Source organism: Chitinophaga ginsengisegetis (genome assembly GCF_900168065.1).
In the GTDB taxonomy this organism is placed as follows: Bacteria; Bacteroidota; Bacteroidia; order Chitinophagales; family Chitinophagaceae; genus Chitinophaga; species Chitinophaga ginsengisegetis.
Map to the genome: position 1 here is coordinate 44,314 of NZ_FUZZ01000004.1, position 19,626 is coordinate 63,939.

The 19,626-nt window shown below is 49.1% G+C and carries 20 protein-coding genes; 14 read left to right on the top strand and 6 right to left on the bottom strand.

Annotated features, from left to right (window positions below; genetic code table 11):
* Nucleotides 1-9: 9 nt before the first annotated feature.
* Genes B5Z18_RS22795 through B5Z18_RS22805 form a run of 3 tightly spaced genes read left to right on the top strand, consistent with a single transcriptional unit; the run spans nt 10 to nt 4,567 of the window.
* On the top strand, nt 10-3,213 hold the full coding sequence (locus B5Z18_RS22795) for an efflux RND transporter permease subunit (protein WP_079471840.1): 3,204 nt from the start codon (nt 10-12) through the stop codon (nt 3,211-3,213).
* Nucleotides 3,214-3,226: 13 nt separating this feature from the next.
* On the top strand, nt 3,227-4,318 hold the full coding sequence (locus B5Z18_RS22800; protein ID WP_159454395.1) for an efflux RND transporter periplasmic adaptor subunit: 1,092 nt from the start codon (nt 3,227-3,229) through the stop codon (nt 4,316-4,318).
* Between the two features lie 48 nt (nt 4,319-4,366).
* Entirely contained in the window at nt 4,367-4,567 is a 201-nt protein-coding gene (locus B5Z18_RS22805) for a hypothetical protein (protein ID WP_079471842.1), read from the top strand.
* 392 nt (nt 4,568-4,959) lie between these two features.
* Here B5Z18_RS22805 and B5Z18_RS22810 read toward each other — a convergent pair whose 3' ends face one another.
* The 3 genes from B5Z18_RS22810 to B5Z18_RS22820 all read right to left on the bottom strand — a co-directional run bounded on the left by B5Z18_RS22810 (nt 4,960) and on the right by B5Z18_RS22820 (nt 6,607).
* Nucleotides 4,960-5,607: a MarC family protein gene (locus B5Z18_RS22810; protein ID WP_200817322.1), complete on the bottom strand. Its 648-nt coding sequence runs from the start codon at nt 5,605-5,607 to the stop codon at nt 4,960-4,962.
* Nucleotides 5,608-5,649: 42 nt separating this feature from the next.
* Nucleotides 5,650-6,264, bottom strand: coding sequence for a trimeric intracellular cation channel family protein (locus B5Z18_RS22815; RefSeq protein WP_079471843.1), 615 nt, complete (start codon nt 6,262-6,264; stop codon nt 5,650-5,652).
* A gap of 79 nt (nt 6,265-6,343) precedes the next feature.
* A complete protein-coding gene (locus B5Z18_RS22820; RefSeq protein WP_079471844.1) occupies nt 6,344-6,607 on the bottom strand; it encodes a hypothetical protein in 264 nt (87 codons plus the stop codon).
* A gap of 220 nt (nt 6,608-6,827) precedes the next feature.
* On the opposite strand from B5Z18_RS22820, the gene B5Z18_RS22825 reads away from it, so the two are divergent.
* Nucleotides 6,828-8,990 (top strand): S9 family peptidase, encoded by a 2,163-nt coding sequence (locus B5Z18_RS22825; RefSeq protein ID WP_079471845.1) that lies wholly within the window; start codon nt 6,828-6,830, stop codon nt 8,988-8,990.
* A 28-nt stretch (nt 8,991-9,018) separates the two neighbouring features.
* A complete protein-coding gene (locus B5Z18_RS22830) occupies nt 9,019-9,414 on the top strand; it encodes a hypothetical protein (protein WP_079471846.1) in 396 nt (131 codons plus the stop codon).
* A gap of 55 nt (nt 9,415-9,469) precedes the next feature.
* Here B5Z18_RS22830 and B5Z18_RS22835 read toward each other — a convergent pair whose 3' ends face one another.
* Genes B5Z18_RS22835 through B5Z18_RS22845 form a run of 3 tightly spaced genes read right to left on the bottom strand, consistent with a single transcriptional unit; the run spans nt 9,470 to nt 11,686 of the window.
* Entirely contained in the window at nt 9,470-10,114 is a 645-nt protein-coding gene (locus tag B5Z18_RS22835) for a VIT1/CCC1 transporter family protein (protein ID WP_159454396.1), read from the bottom strand.
* A gap of 10 nt (nt 10,115-10,124) precedes the next feature.
* Entirely contained in the window at nt 10,125-11,363 is a 1,239-nt protein-coding gene (gene rocD, locus B5Z18_RS22840; RefSeq protein WP_079471848.1) for an ornithine--oxo-acid transaminase, read from the bottom strand.
* Nucleotides 11,364-11,422: 59 nt separating this feature from the next.
* The gene (locus tag B5Z18_RS22845; protein ID WP_079471849.1) at nt 11,423-11,686 is read right to left on the bottom strand and encodes an acyl-CoA-binding protein; all 264 of its coding nucleotides are present in this window, start codon (nt 11,684-11,686) and stop codon (nt 11,423-11,425) included.
* Nucleotides 11,687-11,934: 248 nt separating this feature from the next.
* Between B5Z18_RS22845 and lepA the strand changes: the two genes are divergently transcribed.
* The 9 genes from lepA (at nt 11,935) to B5Z18_RS22890 (ending at nt 19,622) form a co-directional block, all read left to right on the top strand.
* A complete protein-coding gene (lepA, locus tag B5Z18_RS22850) occupies nt 11,935-13,728 on the top strand; it encodes a translation elongation factor 4 (protein WP_079472473.1) in 1,794 nt (597 codons plus the stop codon).
* Between the two features lie 128 nt (nt 13,729-13,856).
* Nucleotides 13,857-14,411 (top strand): thioredoxin family protein, encoded by a 555-nt coding sequence (locus B5Z18_RS22855; RefSeq protein ID WP_079471850.1) that lies wholly within the window; start codon nt 13,857-13,859, stop codon nt 14,409-14,411.
* A gap of 163 nt (nt 14,412-14,574) precedes the next feature.
* On the top strand, nt 14,575-14,877 hold the full coding sequence (ureA, locus tag B5Z18_RS22860) for an urease subunit gamma (protein ID WP_079471851.1): 303 nt from the start codon (nt 14,575-14,577) through the stop codon (nt 14,875-14,877).
* 21 nt (nt 14,878-14,898) lie between these two features.
* Nucleotides 14,899-15,273, top strand: a complete 375-nt coding sequence (ureB, locus tag B5Z18_RS22865; protein WP_079471852.1) for an urease subunit beta — start codon at nt 14,899-14,901, stop codon at nt 15,271-15,273.
* Nucleotides 15,270-16,991 carry an urease subunit alpha gene (gene ureC / locus B5Z18_RS22870; RefSeq protein WP_079471853.1) on the top strand — a complete coding sequence of 574 codons (1,722 nt, stop codon included), beginning with the start codon at nt 15,270-15,272 and terminating at the stop codon, nt 16,989-16,991. Before ureB ends, ureC begins: the two co-directional genes overlap by 4 nt.
* A 12-nt stretch (nt 16,992-17,003) precedes the next feature.
* A complete protein-coding gene (gene ureE / locus B5Z18_RS22875) occupies nt 17,004-17,507 on the top strand; it encodes an urease accessory protein UreE (protein ID WP_079471854.1) in 504 nt (167 codons plus the stop codon).
* 5 nt (nt 17,508-17,512) lie between these two features.
* Nucleotides 17,513-18,193, top strand: coding sequence for an urease accessory protein UreF (locus B5Z18_RS22880; RefSeq protein WP_079471855.1), 681 nt, complete (start codon nt 17,513-17,515; stop codon nt 18,191-18,193).
* A 17-nt stretch (nt 18,194-18,210) separates the two neighbouring features.
* Nucleotides 18,211-18,846 carry an urease accessory protein UreG gene (gene ureG / locus B5Z18_RS22885; RefSeq protein ID WP_079471856.1) on the top strand — a complete coding sequence of 212 codons (636 nt, stop codon included), beginning with the start codon at nt 18,211-18,213 and terminating at the stop codon, nt 18,844-18,846.
* Complete coding sequence (locus B5Z18_RS22890; RefSeq protein WP_079471857.1) at nt 18,843-19,622, top strand: urease accessory protein UreD; 780 nt, start codon at nt 18,843-18,845, stop codon at nt 19,620-19,622. Before ureG ends, B5Z18_RS22890 begins: the two co-directional genes overlap by 4 nt.
* Nucleotides 19,623-19,626: the final 4 nt, after the last annotated feature.

Below are 19,626 nucleotides of genomic sequence, written 5' to 3' on the forward strand. Positions count from 1 at the left end.
CTATTCATTATGTCATTTGTATCTTCGGCACTGAAGAAGCCTATTGCAGTGGTGGTGATCACCGGCGGGTTGCTGCTTTTTTCTTTGCTGTCTGTTTTCAATATACCCATCGACATCTTTCCGAAATTAAACCTGCCCACTATCTATGTGATAGAGCCATACGGGGGGATGTCGCCGCAGCAGATGGAAGGCTTCTTTGCCACCCGCCTGCAGGATCAGTTCCTGTATGTAAATGGCGTAAAAAGTATTTCTACGAAAAACATACAGGGGTTAACGTTATTAAAGCTCACCTTTTATGAAAATACAGATATGGCGGAAGCCTCCGCCCAGGTGGCATTACAGGTAAACCGGGCCATGAAATTTTTTCCGCCGGGAGCACTGCCACCGCAGGTAATGCGTTTCGACGCATCATCCCTTCCTGTGGGAGAGCTGGTGTTCAGCAGCCCGAAAAAGTCGCTGAAGGAAATTTACGACCTGGCCGCTACCCGCATCCGGCCTATGTTTGCCTCTGTACCCGGACTTTCGGCGCCACCGCCTTTTGGCGCCAACTCCCGGTCGGTGGTCATTAATGTTGATCCGCAAAAGCTGCGCAGCTTCAACCTCAGCGCTGATGAAGTAGTAGAAGCCATCGCAAAAAATAATGTGATGACACCCTCCGGCAATATCCGTATCAACAACACCATGTTCGTAACCACCATCAACTCCCTCGAAAAGGAGGTGGCCGGCTTTGGCGATATTCCCATTGTGACCAATGGCAACAACAACGTGTTTGTACGCGATGTGGCCCGCGTGGCCGACGCCACGGATGTAACGGTGGATTATGCACTGGTCAACGGTAAGCGCTCGGTGTATATCCCCGTTGTAAAAACGGCCGACGCCTCCACCTGGGATGTGGTGAAAACACTGAAATCCAAAATCCCGGAAATGCAAAGCCTGCTGCCGGACGACGTAAACGTATCGTACGAATTTGACCAGTCGGTGTTTGTGATCAATGCCGTGAAAAGCCTCATCACAGAAGGCGCACTGGGTGCATTGCTCACAGGGCTGATGGTACTGCTGTTTCTGCGGGACCTGCGCAGCTGCCTGGTGGTGGTAGTCACCATACCGGTGGCGGTGTTATGCGCGGTAATGGGGCTTAAACTGGCCGGGCAAACCATTAACATCATGACGCTAAGCGGCCTCGCACTGGCCATTGGCATCCTGGTAGACCAGGCCACGGTGACTATTGAAAACATCCACCAGCACCTGGAAATGGGTAAATCCAAACGGCAGGCGATTTATGATGCGTGCGAGGAAATTGCATTCCCGCTGTTGCTCATCCTGCTTTGTATCCTGGCGGTTTTTGCACCGTCACTTATCATGACGGGCGTACCTCGCGCCATGTTCCTGCCACTGTCGTTATCCATCGGTTTTGCGATGGTAGCTTCCTATTTCGCGGCGCAAACACTGGTGCCGGTTATAGCCAACTGGTGGCTGAAGGCAGATAAATACCAGCATCATGCGCACGCCGTGATGGCACTGGATGCGGAAGAAGTAAAAGAAGTGAATGAACATCTGCAACAGGCCACGCGGCACCCGGAAAAAGCAACGGGCTTCGAACGTTTTAAAGGAGGCTTTATGCGGGTGCTCGAAAGCGGTATGAATAAATCGCGTGTAGTCGTTACCGTTTATATCATTGGTTCGCTGCTGCTGGCAGGTGGTTGCTATGTATGGATAGGGAAGGACCTCATGCCCCACATCAACGCCGGGCAGTTCCAGCTTCGTTTACGCATGCCCGATGGTACACGTCTGGAACGTACGGAAACCGCACTGCATGAAGTGCTGGCAGTAGTGGACAGCACCGTGGAAGGACATGTGGCCATCAGTTCCGCTTACGTGGGACTAATTCCCAGCAGCTACGGTACCAGCAACCTCTATATTTTTAACAGCGGCACGCACGAAGCGGTGTTGCAGGTGAACCTGGAGGAAAACTATAAGGTAAATATCGAAACACTGAAAGATCAGCTCAGGAAGAACATCACGGCAAAAATACCGGAGATGCGGTTGTCTTTTGAGCCGATAGATCTCACGGAAAAAATTATGAGCCAGGGAGCCGCTACACCTATAGAAGTAAGGGTGGCCGGGAAGGATATGCAACAGATCTCGACGTATGCACAACAACTGGTGAATAAGCTGCACGACATTCCATTTCTGCGGGATGTACAGATTGCGCAGCCACTGCATTTCCCGGTGATCAGCATTCACATCGATCGCCTCAAACTGGCGCAGATGGGGTTAAACATTTACCAGGTAGCCCGCTCTGTTACCGCATCCACGTCCTCCAGCCGTTTTACCGAAAAAAATCAATGGCTCGATGAAAAGGTGGCCTATACCTACCAGGTGCAGGTACAGGTGCCGGAGTATAACATGACGGCATTAAATGACCTGAAAGAGATCCCGCTGGTGCAAGGCCAGCCGCGGCCCGTACTGGCAGACGTGGCCACTTTTACCCAAACGGAAATGCCGGGGGAATACGATCGTTCCGGTCCGCGTAGGTTCGTTACCGTTAGTGCCAATATTTCCGGTAAAGATCTGGGCGCTGCCACCGCCGCCGTACAACAGGCAATCCGGGAAACCGGCACGCCGCCAAAGGGATTGATCACAGAACTGAAAGGCGCTTCCAGTCTCCTCGTGGAAACGCTGAACAGCCTGCAGAACGGGCTGATGATAGCGGTAGCCGTTATCTTCCTCCTGCTGGCCGCCAACTACCAGTCGTTTAAATTATCACTGGTGGTACTTACTACCATCCCGGCGGTAATTGCAGGCGCGCTGATTGCATTGTTGCTCACGGGCGCTACGCTGAATCTGCAATCTTATATGGGTATGATCATGTCTACCGGTGTGTCGGTAGCCAATGCCATCCTGATTGTTACCAATGCGGAAAAGCTCCGGATGGAATACCATGATGCACGGAAAGCGGCCATTGTGAGCGCCGGCGTAAGATTGCGCCCCATCCTGATGACCAGCCTGGCCATGATTGCAGGGATGATCCCGATGGCGAGCGGCCTCGGGGAAGCTGGCGATCAGACAGCGCCGCTGGGCCGCGCCGTTATCGGCGGACTGATAGCTTCCACACTCGCAGCCCTGCTCATATTGCCACAGGTATATGCACTGATGCAACGTAAAACAGGCTACCAGTCGCCTTCCTTAATGCCGGACAACGCCAATGTTTAAAATAAAATCTAACATGATGAAGCATTCTAAATATTATCTGTTCACTGTAAGTATGATCGTTATCATGGCTGCCTGTAATTCAGCCGCTATGACCGATAAAAAGAAAACAAGTAAAGACGAACGTCATTATACCCTTGCAACAGCGGTACAACGGCCCCTGGCAGGGAGTATCCGCCTGCCTGGTACGTTGGTTGCCTTTCAGAAAGTAAGCATCTATCCGAGGATTAATGGTTTTGTAAAAAGCATTTCGGTAGACCGTGGCTCCAAAGTAAAGAAAGGACAGGTACTGCTGGTGCTGGAAGCACCGGAAGTAACCCAGCATTACTACGCGGCACAATCCAAATACCTGCAGGCAGCGGCCATGTTCGCCTCCAGCAAGGATAACTACGAACGCACCGTGGCCACCAGCGAAGAACCAGGCACCATTTCCCCGCACGACCTGGAGCTGGCTAAAGCCCGTATGCTGGCCGACAGCGCATTAATGAACAGCGAACAGGCCAATTTCCGCGCACAGGAAGTGAACCGCGGCTACTTAACCGTTACGGCGCCCTTCGATGGTGTGATCACAGAACGCAATATCCATCCCGGCGCACTGGTAGGGCCGGATACCAAAGTTGATGATAAGCCCATGTTGATGCTGGAGCAGGAAGATAAGCTGAGGCTGATGCTGGAGGTGCCCGAAATATACAGTGCGCAGCTATCGGAGCAATCGGCAATTACCTTTGAGGTAAACGCTATTCCCGGTGGGCATTTCGAGGGTACCATTGCCCGGCAGGCAGGCACGCTGAATGATAAATACCGCTCTGAAGCTGTAGAAATAGATGTACAGAACGCGAAACGGTTACTCAAAGCAGGAATGTATACGGAAGTGATGCTGCCGCTGAAAGGCTCGGCACAGGCGCTGCTGGTGCCCGCCAGCGCCATTGTAATGTCTACGGAAAAAAAGTATGTCATCGCCGTAAGGAATCATCATACAAAATGGATTGATATAGAAGAAGGCAATCACCACAATGATTCCACGGAAGTGTTCGGCCGCCTGCAGGCAGATGAACGGGTGATTGCGCCTGCAACAGATGAAATTAAAGAGGGTATTATGATTCCGTAAATGTGGTTCCGGCGTTTTTTTTGTAACCCTACCATAAAACCATGACTTATGACGATCAAAAAAAGCACTTCCGAAAAGCGTGAGCTGAAAGAAACAAAGCGTAGGAATGAAGCACTGGCCCCGGCAAAAGGCGGCGCCAAAAAGGAAAGGAACGACGACCGGAACAATGTACTGGAAGGATACGACGAAGACGAATATGATCAGAAAGATATAGCAGACAGCAAGCGCAGAAAGAAAAGCCAGGGCTGAAAAAAAGTGCCGTCCCGAGGAATCGGGACGGCTTTTCTGCTAACTGTTCCGTCTATATTGATTTTCTTATGTTCTTATTAAAAAAAGAGAACAAATAACATCCACCTAGTAATCAATAACGGATTTACCTGTTGTTCAACTAAAAAAAGTTTTTAAAGAAGGCAATAAGATTCCCTCACGCTTTTTACGTGAAGAGTTTCAATAGGATAAAATGGTTTTGGATTTTTTTGAATGATGCGTAATGACAGTCATAGCGGGCTAACGCTATGTGGATGATGGCTGCTATCTTCTTAAATATTCTTTCCTTTTTGTTTTTACCCTAAATAATCCTTTTAATGCGCATCTGAAATAATAACACGAAACGATTTAAAATTGTTCTCTGAAAAACTATTTTAAAAATTAAAAAGTTCGCGGATGCCGAGGGCAAACATCTGAACGCCGATAACGGCCAGGATAAGTCCCATCATTTTTGTGATCACCATCATGACGTTGGTGCCGATAATTTTTACAATGCGTTCACCTGCAATAAAGAGGAGATAGGTGATATAACATATAAATGCATAAATGCCTATTACAATTGCGAGATGTGTGAGATCTTTAGCCGCTGAATAGCTCATAGAAGTGGTAATAGCGCCGGGGCCCGCCAGCAGCGGCATCGCCAGTGGGGTAATGGCTACGCTGATTCCCTGGTCGGCCTTCACCGGTTGTGTACCGAGTTTTGGATTCTCATTTTTATTCTCCTTTTCTCCGCGTACCATTTCATATCCAATCACAAAAACAAGGATACCGCCGGTAACCCGCAGTGCAGCCAGCGTGATGCCAAAAACATGAAAAATGAGTTTGCCCGCCACACTGAAAACAAGAATAATACAAAAGGCAATGATCACTGATTTGGTGGCAATGTTTCGCTTCGCTTTTTTATCCATATTGGATGTCAGCTCCATGAAAACAGGGATGGCTGAAACAGGATTTACAATTGCCAGTAATCCCATAAATACGGTAGTCGCAAACGCGATATAATTATCAAATAATGCCATCATATCAGCAATATAATAAATTTTATTTATCAGCAAATATCCCCGCTAGGAACGTAACCGGGGCAGTTGCCAGTTATGCCGCAGACTTGCCAGCCGGATGCCCACTATAACGGTAACGGCTATACCCTGCGCAATATCTCCGGAAACACCGGTAAAGTGCCCGGCAACCAGGTACAGGATGCCACCCGCTATGGACGCGGCTGCATATATTTCACGGGTAAAAAGAATGGGTTGCTCCCCGGTGATAACGTCACGCAGCAATCCGCCGAAAGTACCGGTAATTACGCCCAGCGCCACACATATAGGCATGGGAAGCCCCGCTGCCAGTCCTTTGTTGATACCGGTAATAGTAAAGAGTCCCAGCCCTATCGCATCAAAGGTGCTGAGTAAACGGGTGAGTTTTTTTACATAGGAAAAAAATAATGCGGCAATAATGGCGGCCACAATAATAGCACTGTTGGTGAGTTCATCCGTCATCCAGGCAACTGGTGTGGCGCCGGTTAGGAGGTCGCGGATAGTACCGCCGCCAATTGCCGTGATAAAGGCCAGCGCCAGTAGTCCGATTACATCATACGATTTATTAATAGCTGCTGTGGCTCCCGAAACAGCAAACGCAAAAGTGCCCAGTAATTCCAATACCTGGATGAAGGTAAGCTGCATTCTCCTTGTCGTATTTATGAACTAAGGTAAGGATACTTTATATGACTATAACAGGAGAGAAGCAACTAATTAATGCTGCTTAATAATCATCCTCATAGGCAGATTCACCACGAAGCGTACGCTCTATCTGGTTACGCAGACCATGACTGAATCCTTCCACTTCAATTTTCGGATGATGATCCAGGTAGATCAGGAAACGGCCTGTTTCCTTTGAAACAAGGTCATAAATGTCTTCCAGCAAAGCACAAAGTAATTTCCGGGTGTGTTCGGCTATCTGCGCAAGAGAGGAATCTTCAAAATGCCGGTATTCACGGTTTTTATAAGATAAGGCAATCTGTATCATAACTGATGGTTTTTCTGCAGGATTTAGGATTACCGGTTAAAATATGGCTAACCGGCTGGTTTTCATTATCTAATTATTAATTCTGACATAAAAATAGGCAAAAAGAAATTGTTTTTTTAATACGAAAGGGTGATTTTTTATCCAGTTAACGCTACCGTCCCTATATTGTTCATTTTTTTTCTATTATAATTTGGCTACCATTGCAAATTATTCTTACATAATGAAGAAACTTACGCTACTCATTGTTTTTATCGCGCTGTATTATTTACCCACACAGGCGCAGCCCGGAAAGGGCATCCGGTGGAGCCTCGACGGCAAATCTTATTTTAAAGCCACCCCGGCCGGGATCGAATCTTTCCCGCTTTCCGGTGAACCATCTTCCCTTAAAATTCCCGCAGCCAGCTATCATAGCCTTGCTATAAAGGATTTTTATTTTTCCGGAGATGAAAAAAAAGTACTGCTTTATACCAACTCAAAAAAAGTATGGCGCTACGAAACCCGCGGCGACTACTGGCTACTGGACATTGCCAGCGGAAAGCTGCTGCAGCTCGGGAAAGATAAGCCCGCGTCTTCTCTTATGTTCGCTAAATTATCACCGGACGGCACCAAAGCCGCCTATGTAAGCGGACATAACATTTTCGTGGAAGACCTCTCCACCGGCGCCATTACTCCCATCACTACTGATGGTACCCGCCGTTTTATCAATGGCACATTCGACTGGGCCTATGAAGAAGAATTCGGCTGCCGCGACGGCTTCCGCTGGAGCCCCGACAGCAAGCGCATCGCCTACTGGCAGATCGATGCCACGAAGATCCGCGACTTCCTCATGATCGATAATACCGATTCCATATATTCTTTTACAGTACCGGTAGAATACCCGAAAGCAGGAGAGAGCCCTTCCGCCTGCCGCATCGGCGTAGCAGATATACAAACTGCTAAAACAACCTGGATGCAGGTTCCAGGCGATCAGCAACAACACTATATTCCCCGTATGGAATGGGTACCCGGTAAAAATACCCTCATCATCCAGCAGCTGAACCGCAAACAAAACGAAAGCAAAATAATGCTCTGCGATGCCGCTAATGGAAACGTTCGCTCTATTTACCAGGAAAAAGACAGCGCCTGGATCGATGTAAAATCACGCTGGGACGATGACAACATCGCCGGATGGGACTTTATCCGCAACAGCAAATCCTTCATCTGGGTAAGTGAACAGGACGGCTGGCGTCATCTCTACAATATTTCTACGGAAGATGGTAAAGCTACCTTGCTCACACCCGGTAACTATGATGTGATCAGCATTGCCAAAATTGATGAAGCCACCAACACTATCTATTTCCTGGCCTCGCCGGATAATCCCACCCAGCAATATCTTTATAGGGTGCCGTTAAACGGCGGCAAGGCGGAACGCATTACGCCGGCCAACGAACCTGGTTCCCACGAATATAAAATTTCCCCTTACGGCGCATGGGCTATCCACGACTTTAGCAACGCCTATACTTATCCTGTTAGTGAAAACCTGCAGCTGCCTGCGCATAAAAGCAATGGCAATACAGTATTGAATGCGATCACCAAAGGCGCCGCAGCGCCCAATAAACCGGAGTTTTTCAGCATCACTACGGTTGATGGCGTTACCATGAGCGGCTGGATGAGTAAACCCGCCAATTTTAATCCCGCTAAAAAATACCCCGTGGTATTTTATGTATACGGCGAACCCGCCGGCGCTACAACACTGGACGCCATCGGCGCAGGCCGTAACTTCCTCTATGATGGTGACATGGCCGCCGATGGATATGTATACGTATCAATGGACAACAGGGGCACCCCGTTGCCCAAAGGCCGTACCTGGCGTAAATGCGTGTACCGCAAGGTAGGATTGATCAATGCACGCGACCAGGCAATGGGCACTAAAGCATTGCTGCAGAAATATACTTTTCTTGATCCGCAACGGACCGCTGTATGGGGCTGGAGCGGTGGCGGCTCTATGACGCTGAACCTCCTGTTCCAGTATCCGGAAATTTATAAAACAGGGATCGCTATTGCCGCAGTAGGCAACCAGCTTACTTATGATAACATTTACCAGGAACGTTACATGGGTCTGCCCGAAGAAAACCGGGAAGACTTTGTAAAAGGTTCGCCTATCACTTACGCAAAAAATCTCCAGGGCAACCTGCTGTACATCCACGGCACCGGCGACGATAACGTACATTATCAGAATGCGGAAATGCTGCTGAATGAACTGATCAGGTATAACAAGCAGTTCCAGTTTATGGCTTATCCTAACCGTACGCACAGTATCTCTGAAGGACAAGGAACTTTCGAGCACCTGTCTACTTTATATACTAATTATTTGCGTTCGCATTGTGAACCGGGCGCAAAATAAGTACCTTTGCCTCCCTAAATTGAAAAGTATGTCCAGGACAGCTATTATTGGAATACTGGCAGTGTTGCTGGTGATTGTATGCGCCTTTTTGCCGTGGTCGGTGGTAGACGTGGAAGGCAGGCACCTGGTATTTACAGGCGTAAACGGAACAGGTTCCAATTACGGAGAGCCCGGCCGGTTATGTATTATCCTTTCTGTATTGGCAATTGGAATATTCCTGGTGAAGAACAAGTGGGTGTCCAGGGTGAACCTCTTTATTGTAGGGTTCCTGCTGGCCTGGACCTTCAGGAATATGTTGTTGTACTCAAGATGTGAAATGGGCGATTGCCCGCAGTCGCAACCCGGTCTGTACCTGTCTTTCGCCGGTGCGCTGGTGGCTTTTGCCTGTGTGTTGTTTACACGCTCGCCAAAAAGCAGTAAATAAGGAACGAATAACCAAAGCGGCATCCGGGTAATTTCCGGATGCCGCTTTTTTATTTTCAGAAGATGGTTTTATGTAAGATCCACGCACCTGCCAGGATACCGGCTCCCATCACCCAATATCGTAAAATTACCGGGAGGGGACGTTGCGCGGTTACTTTCGCCTTGATAAAACTGAAAATGGTAAGCCCCAGGAAAACCAGGAGTATACTGGTTTGTGAGGCAGCCGCGAAATTTTCATTGGAGAGATAAGGCCCCAGCGAAAGGATACCGCCAAGCAAAAAGAAAACCCCTGTCATCAACGCACTCTTGATAGCACGGGAACGGCTAAACGCAGATTCCTTTACTTTCTCGTGTTCCAGCATCAGCTCCCATGAATGGGCATCCTTCTCCATTTCCTGTTCTATATGCGCAATCACACGTGGCGTGATATCCAGGCGTTGCAACTTGGTGCGTTCCTGGTCCGACAACAGGGCGCTGTCGTGCTGCAGGTCGCCTTTGTTAGCCTGGAACGCGCTGATCATCACCAGCACAGCGCCGATAATCCACGCACACAGGTGAATGGTATAAAAGGTCTGGACCTCAATGGGAAATACCTGTATCACCTGCGTAGCAAAGAACAACAGGAAAAGCCCATCGGGGAACCCGATTAAAAAATCTGTCTTCCATCCTGAACTACGGATGGCTTTATGGGATGTAGTCATACAAGGTTCACTAACTGAAAGCCTGCTCCAGGCTTCTTTTAATGATTTGCACACAATCATTGATCTGTCCGGCATTGATAGACAGGGGAGGTGCAAACCGTATTTTATCACCGTGGGTAGGCTTGGCCAGCAGGCCGTTTTCTTTTAAAGTAAGACAAAGGTCCCAGGCAGCTTCCGGGTCTTTATGTTCAATAACGATGGCATTCAGCAGTCCTTTACCACGGATGGTGGTGATGTATGGCGAATGCAGTTCCTTCAGGCCGTTGCGGAGCAACAGGCCCATTTCCGCAGCGTTTTCCGCCATCTTCTCATCCTTCAGTACCTGCAGGGAAGCGATGGCCACTTTGCAGGCGAGCGGGTTGCCGCCGTAAGTAGAGCCATGTTCGCCCGGCTTGATGGTGAGCATGATCTCATCATCCGCGAGTACGGCGCTCACGGGCAGGGTGCCGGCCGACAACGCCTTTCCGAGTATCAGGATATCCGGGCGCACATTTTCATGATCGCATGCCAGCATTTTACCGGTACGGGCCAATCCTGTCTGGATCTCATCTGCAATGAACAGTACATTGGCGTCCTGGCAATACTGCCGCGCTTTGGACAAATATCCTTCATCCGGTACCATTACACCAGCTTCCCCTTGTATGGGTTCCACCAGGAAACCGGCTACGTTTTTATCCTGTAAAGCCTGTTCCAGTGCGGTTAAGCTGTTGTATGGAATTACTTCATAACCCGGGGTAAACGGACCAAAGTTATCACGTGCCGCAGGATCTGTACTAAAAGAGATCACATTCAGCGTACGTCCGTGGAAGTTATTGGCGCATACAATGATTTTTGCTTTGTCTTTCGGAACGCCTTTTACAATATATGCCCAGTGGCGGCAAAGCTTCAGCGCTGTTTCCACCGCTTCCACACCCGTGTTCATGGGCAGCACTTTATCATATCCGAAATAAGTAGTGATGTATTGTGCGTATTCTCCCAGCAGATCGTTGTGAAATGCACGGGAAGTAAGTGTCAGCTTTTTTGCCTGCTCTATGAGGGTGGCAATAATTTTAGGGTGACAATGCCCCTGGTTTACGGCAGAATAGCCGGATAGAAAATCATAATAACGTTTGCCATCCACATCCCATAAAAAAACACCTTCGCCCCGGTCCAGTACAACCGGCAGCGGATGATAATTATGGGCACCATACTGTTCTTCCAGCGCCAGGTAATGTTGTGATTTTTCGCTTATCGTGTATGAAGGTACCATAACTCAAAAGTAAGGAAAAAGATGAAAGAAGCTGTTAGCCGTCAGCTAACAGCTCCGGGCTAATTGCCTCCTTTCAGCTTCTTTACCAGGTCCACATATTCCTGCATAGCCGCATCTTTCGTTTTACCTTTCAGCTCCGCCCACGCTTCATGCTTGGCTTTCGCCACAAAGTCAAACGGGTTGGAAGGGCCGTCATTATCCACATCGCCGGTTGTTCCCTGTTTGTACAGGGCGTACAGCTGCAGCAAAATTTCATTGGACGGTTTCTCCGGCAGGGTTTTGCTCGCTGCCACTGCCTCTTCAAACTGACTAGTTAGTTCCATGTGCGGTGAATTTTTAATTTTTTAATAATATGGGGTAACACCCTCATTTTCCCTTATGTCTATAAAGTTGAGCTTTATATATTAATATATCAAAAAAAGCCCGCGCAATGGTTTCTATCTCCTTAAAAACCAAATAACAAAACATAATTACTAAACGCATTAACTAATGAACTAATTTCAATACCTTTGCCGGCTGAAAAGGTCCGATGCAGTACATTGCAGCAGACTACGGAACAGCAAAACATCATATGAAGAATATTCGCAATTTTTGTATCATTGCCCATATTGACCACGGTAAAAGTACCCTGGCAGACCGTTTACTGGAGTTTACACATACTATTTCCGACCGCGACATGCAGGCCCAGGTGCTGGATGACATGGATCTTGAACGTGAAAAAGGTATCACCATCAAGAGCCACGCTATTCAAATGGATTACACTGCAAAAAATGGTGAAAAATATATCTTTAACCTGATTGATACCCCCGGCCACGTGGACTTCTCCTACGAAGTATCCCGCGCGCTTGCCGCCTGCGAAGGAGCGCTCCTCCTGGTAGATGCCGCACAGGGTATCCAGGCACAAACTATTTCAAATCTTTACCTGGCACTGGAAAACGACCTCGAAATCATCCCCGTTATCAATAAAATTGATATGCAGGGCGCCATGATCGAGGAAGTGAAAGACCAGATCATTGAACTCATCGGCGTAAAAGGAGAAGATATCCTGCTCGCTTCCGGTAAAACCGGTATCGGCATCGAAGATATCCTCGAAGCCATCGTACACCGTATTCCCGCTCCAAAAGGCAGTAACGACGCGCCATTGCAGGCACTCATCTTCGATAGCGTATTCAACTCCTTCCGTGGTATCATCGCATATTTCCGCGTGTTCAACGGCTCCATCAAAAAAGGAGATAAGATCAGGTTCTTTAACAGCGGGGAAGAATATTTTGCAGATGAAGTAGGCATCCTGAAACTGGGCCTCGATCCCCGCAAGGAAGTGTTCACCGGGGATGTAGGGTATATTATTACCGGTATCAAAAGCGCTAAGGAAGTAAAGGTAGGAGACACCATCACGTTGTCGAACAACCCCTGCCTGGAAGGTATCAACGGATTCCAGGAAGTAAAGCCAATGGTATTCGCCGGTATCTATCCTGTAAATACAGAAGATTTCGAAGAGCTGCGTGAATGTATGGACAAACTGCAGCTGAACGATGCCTCCCTGACCTATGAGCTGGAAACCTCACAGGCGCTGGGTTTTGGCTTCCGTTGTGGATTCCTCGGTATGCTCCACATGGAAATCATCCAGGAACGCCTCGAAAGGGAGTTCAATCAAACCGTGATCACCACGGTTCCCAACGTAAGCTTCATTGCACACACCACCCGCGATGGTGTAATCACCGTAAATAACCCGAGCGAAATGCCCGATCCCACCAAGCTGGACAGGATCGAGGAACCTTTCATCCGCGCACAGATCATCACCAAACCCGAATATATCGGTAACATCATGACCCTGTGCCTCGGCAAACGCGGTAACCTCCTGAATCAAAGCTATCTGACCACCACCCGTGTGGAGCTGATGTTTGAAATACCACTCACGGAAATCGTATTCGACTTTTATGATAAACTGAAAAGTCAGACACGCGGATACGCCTCCTTCGATTATACGCCGATCGGATTCCGCGACAGTGACATCGTGAAAATGGATATCCTCCTGAACAACGAAAAAGTGGATGCACTCAGTGCCCTGATCCACAGAAGCCGCGCGCAGGAGTTTGGCCGTAAACTCACCGAAAAACTGAAGGAACTGCTGCCACGCCAGCAATTCCTTATCGCCATCCAGGCTGCCATCGGCGCAAAGATTGTTGCCCGCGAAAATATCAGCGCTATGCGTAAAGACGTAACCGCGAAATGTTATGGCGGTGACATCTCCCGTAAACGTAAATTACTGGAAAAACAAAAAGAAGGTAAGAAGCGTATGCGCCAGATAGGTAACGTGGAGATACCACAGGAAGCATTCCTGGCGGTACTCAAACTGGATGATTAAGAAAATAATACCGATACTTTTTATAAGGATGAGGGAAGATGAACCGGCTATATAGCTTTCATCTTCCCTCATCCTTTTTAACTTTTCTAATTCCGGGAAAAACTTACATTTGAGAAAACCAATCACCCATGCGTTCTTTAGTTCTCTCTTTAACATTCGTATTATCCGCGCTCACTTTCTCTGCTGTAAAAGCCCAACAGGCGCCACCTGCGGCGGATGAAGTAGTAAAAGATGCCTGCGCACAGGCAGCAAAAGCCAATAAAAAAGTGATCGTCATCTTTCACGCATCCTGGTGCGGCTGGTGCCATAAAATGGATACCGCGATGAATGATGCCAGTGTTAAGAAAGCATTCGATAATAACTACGAGATCCGTCATATCACCGTGTTGGAAAACGGCGCCAACAAAGCACTGGAAAACCCGGGCGGCGCTGACCTGCTGGCAAAATACCACGGCGATCAGGAAGGTATTCCTTTCTGGCTGGTATTAAACACCAACGGCGAACTGCTGGCCGACAGCCGCATGAAAGGTCCTACCGGTAAACTGCAAAATGTAGGTTGCCCTGCCCAGAAAGAAGAAGTGGAATACTTTGTAGGCATCCTCGAAAAAACATCAAAAATGAAACGCGGAGAACTGGATGCAGTACGCACCCGGTTTGGTAAAATAGCCTCCGCCGCACACTAAATATTTTTTATCAAAGCAGCTGTTCAGCTACCTGTAGGTAAACGAACAGCTGCTTTACTGTTTATATACCCCGCCGTTTTATCAGGAAAATTCGTACTTTACCACTCCTTTCATACACCAGCCAATCTCCCGGAAACAAGTTTTTATACAACAATCTATTCATATGCACCTGACTGCACGGGAAACCGAGAAATTATTACTGCATCTGGCCGGAGAACTGGCCGAGAAAAGAAAAGCAAGAGGACTGCGCCTTAACTACCCGGAAGCCATTGCCCTCATCAGCAGCCGTTTAATGGAAGCAGCCCGCGACGGGAATACCGTGGCCGCGCTCATGCACTACGGCGCTACCATTCTTACCCGCGAAGATGTAATGGAAGGAGTCCCCGAAATGATACACGAAGTACAAATCGAAGCTACCTTTCCCGATGGCACCAAACTGGTCACCGTGCACGATCCTATCCGTTAACCATTATTAAATCTTACAACCATGATCCCCGGAGAATATTTTTTGAAGAAAGAAGATATCATTGCCAATGCCGGCCGGAAAACGGTCAGGATCAGCGTGGTGAACACCGGCGACAGACCGGTACAGATAGGCTCCCACTGCCACTTTTTTGAAGTGAACCGCATGATGTCCTTCCCCAGGGAAGCGGCATTCGGTATGCGGCTTAATATTCCTTCAGGCAACGCAGTACGCTTTGAACCAGGGGAAGCCAAAGAAGTAGAACTGGTGGAACTCGGCGGCGCCCGGAAAGTGATCGGTATCAACAACCTCGTAAACGGCGATACCACCGATCCTGCTGTAAAAGCCGCTGCCATCGCCAAAGCAGCTTCCCTCAACTTTAAATCTGAACAACTATGAGCCTGTCTATCAGCAAAACAAAATATGTAAACATGTACGGTCCTACCACCGGCGATCGCGTACGGCTGGCAGATACAGACCTCATCATCGAAATAGAAAAGGACTATAACGTATACGGCGATGAAAGCAAATTCGGCGGCGGCAAAAGCGTGAGAGACGGCATGGCGCAATCGGCCACTGCACTGCGCAGCGAAGGCGTGCTCGATTTTGTGATCACCAACGTGATCATCATTGACCACTGGGGTATTGTGAAGGGAGATATAGGGATTAAAGACGGTAAGATTGTTGCCGTAGGGCAGGCCGGTAACCCCGATACAATGGACGGTGTACATCCGCAGCTCATCATCGGTGCATCTACCGAAGTACATAACGGCGCTAACCTCATTGCTACCGCAGGTGGTATTGATACACACATTCACTTTATCTGCCCGCAACAGGTGGATCACGCCCTCTTCAGCGGGGTAACCACCCTGATAGGCGGCGGTACCGGTCCGGCGGATGGCACCAGCGCCACCACGGTAACACCGGGGAAATGGAACATCCAGCGCATGCTGCAGGCCGCAGAGGCATACCCGGTAAACCTCGGCTTCTTTGGTAAAGGCAACTGCGCTACTACAGAACCATTGGTGGAACAGATCGCCGCCGGCGCACTGGGACTCAAAATTCATGAAGATTGGGGCGCTACACCGGCCGTAATAGACGCTTCCCTGAAAGTAGCCGATGAACTGGATGTACAGATCGCCATTCATACCGATACGCTGAATGAAGCCGGTTTCCTCGAAGATACACTCAACGCCATCAACGGCCGCGTAATACATACCTTCCACACCGAAGGCGCCGGTGGCGGCCATGCACCGGATATCATCCGCGCAGCCTCCTTCCCGAATGTATTACCCGCATCTACCAATCCCACGCGCCCATACACGGTAAATACCATCGATGAACACCTCGACATGCTGATGGTATGCCATCACCTGGATAAAAAAGTGCCGGAAGATGTGGCCTTCGCAGATTCCCGCATCCGCCCGGAAACCATTGCTGCAGAAGATATCCTGCACGACATGGGCGTATTCAGCATCATGAGCTCCGACTCACAGGCAATGGGCCGGATCGGTGAAGTGATTATCCGCACCTGGCAAACCGCCGATAAAATGAAGAAACAACGCGGCGCACTGGAAGAAGATAAAAACAGCGACAACGATAACTTCCGCGTAAAAAGATACATTGCCAAATACACCATCAACCCGGCTATCGCACACGGCATCTCCACACATATCGGTTCCCTGGAACCCGGTAAGATGGCGGATCTGGTGCTATGGAAACCCGCTTTCTTTGGCGTGAAACCGGAAATGATCATTAAAGGCGGCATGATCAATGCCAGCCGCATGGGCGATCCCAACGCATCTATTCCAACACCACAGCCGGTGGTGTACCGCCATATGTTTGGCGCACACGGAAAAGCACTGTTGCACACCAGCGTATTGTTCGTATCTGCGTTATCGTTAGAGAAAGGGATTAAAGAAGAATACGGTTTGCAGAAGCAGCTGTTACCGGTGAGCAACTGCCGTAACATCTCCAAAAAAGACCTGATCCACAACGATAAAACACCCGATATCACCGTAAATCCTGAAACATATGAAGTACGGGTAGACGGCGAAAAAATTACCTGCGAACCGTTAAAGGAACTGTCGCTCGCACAGCGCTATTTTTTATTTTAACCCGGAGGAGATATGTTGGTAAGGGAAATCATAGGAAATACGGATACGCATACACGCAGCAGTAAGGAAACCGACCTGCTGCCGCTGGAGTGGTTTGAAACCTCCCGGCGCATTCAGCGGAAACATACTGCCGGCGGCCGTGAAGTAGCATTGAAGTTTACAAAGGAAGGGCAGCAGCTCAGGCAAAATGATATCCTTTACCAGGATGATGACCTCATGATCGTGGTAGATATCCTTCCGTGCGAAGCCATCGTGATCAGCCCGCGGAATATGGCGGAAATGGCAAAGGTGTGTTACGAAATCGGTAACAAACACCTGCCGCTTTTCCTCGAAGAAGAACAACTGCTGATTCCCGCAGATGAACCGCTGTACCGCTGGCTGCATGCAGCCGGTTACCCGGTGGTAAAAGAACGCCGCAAGCTCCTGCACATCCTGCGTACTAACGTGCAGCCACATACGCACGGCAACGGCGGCCCTTCATTTTTTGAGAAGATCCTGGAACTGGCGTCAAAATAAAGCATATGGAACAGCATTATCTCGGCAGCTTACTACACCTGGCAGACAGCACATTGCCTATTGGCGGTTACACGCATTCTGCCGGGCTGGAAACCTTTGTGCAACAGGGTTTGGTGAACAACGCTGCTACGGCCGCCACCTTTGTACGTAACATGCTGCAGAATAATATCCGTTACAACGATGCCGCATTTATGAGCCTGGCTTATGCCGCAGCTACACAAAACAATGTGAGCGAACTGCTGGAGCTGCATCACTTATGCACCGCCGTAAAAGCGCCGCGTGAACTCCGGGAAGCCAGCCAGAAGCTGGGAGCGCGGCTCACACGCATTTTCAGCCGCAGGTATACCAGCGAACTGGTTACGCAATATGAAACAGCTGCGGGCAACAGCCCGCACTACTGCCTCGTATTTGGCATCTATGCGCAGCTTACTAATATCCCGTTGTCGTCCGCGTTGTACGCATACTATTACAATGCTGCTATGGGAATGGTGACCAACTGCGTAAAGCTGGTGCCCCTCGGGCAAATGGATGGGCAGGACATCCTCTTTGACCTGCAACCTTTACTGAAAGAACTGACGGAAGCAACAATACAACCCGATAAATCACTGCTCGGGCTTTGCAATGCGGCATTTGATATCCGCAGTATGCAGCACGAACGCCTGTACAGCCGGTTGTATATGTCGTAACTATAATTAATGAAACCATGAGCAGAGAATATATAAAAGTAGGAGTGGCCGGACCTGTAGGTTCCGGGAAAACAGCGCTCATTGAGCGCTTGACAAGGCAAATGGCGCAACACTACCAGGTGGCCGTTATCACCAACGATATTTATACAAAGGAAGATGCGGAGTTCCTCACGCAGAATAGCCTGTTGCCACCGGAAAGGATCATCGGTGTGGAAACCGGCGGCTGCCCGCATACCGCTATCCGTGAAGATGCCAGCATGAACCTCGAAGCCGTGGAAGAAATGGTACGCCGTTTCCCGGATATCGAAATCATCTTCATAGAAAGCGGCGGCGATAACCTGTCGGCCACCTTCAGCCCCGATCTGGCGGATGTCACCATTTTTGTGATAGACGTAGCGGAAGGAGATAAGATCCCACGTAAAGGTGGTCCGGGTATTACCCGCTCCAACCTGCTCGTCATCAATAAAATTGACCTTGCCCCCTATGTACATGCGGATCTTGGCGTAATGGAAAGGGATGCCCGCAAAATGAGAGGGGGACAGCCTTTCGTGTTCACAGACCTCATGAGCGGCACCGGGCTGGAAGATGTGATCAACTGGATTAAAAGATACGTATTACTGGAAGACATTGCAGCGCCCAATCTCTTAACATGATCAGTGAACTGAAGATATTGACGGGTAAAAGAGACAGTGGCACCTATCTGAAGGAATGCTACTGCACACGGCCTTTTAAAGTGGCTAATGTGCGGGAAGAACGCAGCGACCCGGTATTGCGTCTCATGATGATGAGCTCTTCACCGGGAATGCTGGATAAAGATCATTACCAGCTGGATATTACCGTTGCCGCAGGCACGGCTTTACACCTGCAAACGCAGGCGTACCAGCGGCTGTTTAATATGGAAACCGGTGCTACACAGGAAATGCGCGTACGGCTGCAAACCGGGAGCACATTCACCTTTTTGCCGCACCCCCTGGTGCCGCATGAAAAGGCTACCTACACCGGCTATACGAACCTGCACCTCGCAAATAACTGCCGCCTCATCTGGGGAGAGATCATTACCTGCGGCCGGAAGTTAAACGGGGAAGTATTCCGCTTTACAAAACTGCACACCATCACGCAGGTATTTTCAGGAGAACAGCTGCTGCTAAGAGATAACCTCCTGATGCAACCCGGCGTTACCAGTTTTGAGGCAATGGGCTGGATGGAAGAATACACGCACCAGGCTACCTTCCTGTTTTTCGATACCCATGAAAAGGAAGCCCTTAATGAAACTGCGGACAGGCTTCACCGTTACCTGGAAGAACAACCCCGCATATTGGCGGGTGTTACACGCACCGCCGGCAACGGTATCATGGTAAGAATGCTGGGCCATAGCGGGGAACAACTATTTGAATGTCAGCAACAACTGGCAAAGCTTTTATCTGTTTAAAACA

What these genes read in the sequence shown, in the direction of transcription:
- B5Z18_RS22795 (WP_079471840.1), top strand. Translation starts at nt 10, where the DNA reads ATGTCATTTGTATCTTCGGCACTGAAGAAGCCTATTGCAGTGGTGGTG.
- B5Z18_RS22800 (WP_159454395.1), top strand. Translation starts at nt 3,227, where the DNA reads ATGATGAAGCATTCTAAATATTATCTGTTCACTGTAAGTATGATCGTT.
- B5Z18_RS22805 (WP_079471842.1), top strand. Translation starts at nt 4,367, where the DNA reads ATGACGATCAAAAAAAGCACTTCCGAAAAGCGTGAGCTGAAAGAAACA.
- B5Z18_RS22810 (WP_200817322.1), bottom strand. Translation starts at nt 5,607, where the DNA reads ATGATGGCATTATTTGATAATTATATCGCGTTTGCGACTACCGTATTT.
- B5Z18_RS22815 (WP_079471843.1), bottom strand. Translation starts at nt 6,264, where the DNA reads ATGCAGCTTACCTTCATCCAGGTATTGGAATTACTGGGCACTTTTGCG.
- B5Z18_RS22820 (WP_079471844.1), bottom strand. Translation starts at nt 6,607, where the DNA reads ATGATACAGATTGCCTTATCTTATAAAAACCGTGAATACCGGCATTTT.
- B5Z18_RS22825 (WP_079471845.1), top strand. Translation starts at nt 6,828, where the DNA reads ATGAAGAAACTTACGCTACTCATTGTTTTTATCGCGCTGTATTATTTA.
- B5Z18_RS22830 (WP_079471846.1), top strand. Translation starts at nt 9,019, where the DNA reads ATGTCCAGGACAGCTATTATTGGAATACTGGCAGTGTTGCTGGTGATT.
- B5Z18_RS22835 (WP_159454396.1), bottom strand. Translation starts at nt 10,114, where the DNA reads ATGACTACATCCCATAAAGCCATCCGTAGTTCAGGATGGAAGACAGAT.
- rocD (WP_079471848.1), bottom strand. Translation starts at nt 11,363, where the DNA reads ATGGTACCTTCATACACGATAAGCGAAAAATCACAACATTACCTGGCG.
- B5Z18_RS22845 (WP_079471849.1), bottom strand. Translation starts at nt 11,686, where the DNA reads ATGGAACTAACTAGTCAGTTTGAAGAGGCAGTGGCAGCGAGCAAAACC.
- lepA (WP_079472473.1), top strand. Translation starts at nt 11,935, where the DNA reads ATGAAGAATATTCGCAATTTTTGTATCATTGCCCATATTGACCACGGT.
- B5Z18_RS22855 (WP_079471850.1), top strand. Translation starts at nt 13,857, where the DNA reads ATGCGTTCTTTAGTTCTCTCTTTAACATTCGTATTATCCGCGCTCACT.
- ureA (WP_079471851.1), top strand. Translation starts at nt 14,575, where the DNA reads ATGCACCTGACTGCACGGGAAACCGAGAAATTATTACTGCATCTGGCC.
- ureB (WP_079471852.1), top strand. Translation starts at nt 14,899, where the DNA reads ATGATCCCCGGAGAATATTTTTTGAAGAAAGAAGATATCATTGCCAAT.
- ureC (WP_079471853.1), top strand. Translation starts at nt 15,270, where the DNA reads ATGAGCCTGTCTATCAGCAAAACAAAATATGTAAACATGTACGGTCCT.
- ureE (WP_079471854.1), top strand. Translation starts at nt 17,004, where the DNA reads ATGTTGGTAAGGGAAATCATAGGAAATACGGATACGCATACACGCAGC.
- B5Z18_RS22880 (WP_079471855.1), top strand. Translation starts at nt 17,513, where the DNA reads ATGGAACAGCATTATCTCGGCAGCTTACTACACCTGGCAGACAGCACA.
- ureG (WP_079471856.1), top strand. Translation starts at nt 18,211, where the DNA reads ATGAGCAGAGAATATATAAAAGTAGGAGTGGCCGGACCTGTAGGTTCC.
- B5Z18_RS22890 (WP_079471857.1), top strand. Translation starts at nt 18,843, where the DNA reads ATGATCAGTGAACTGAAGATATTGACGGGTAAAAGAGACAGTGGCACC.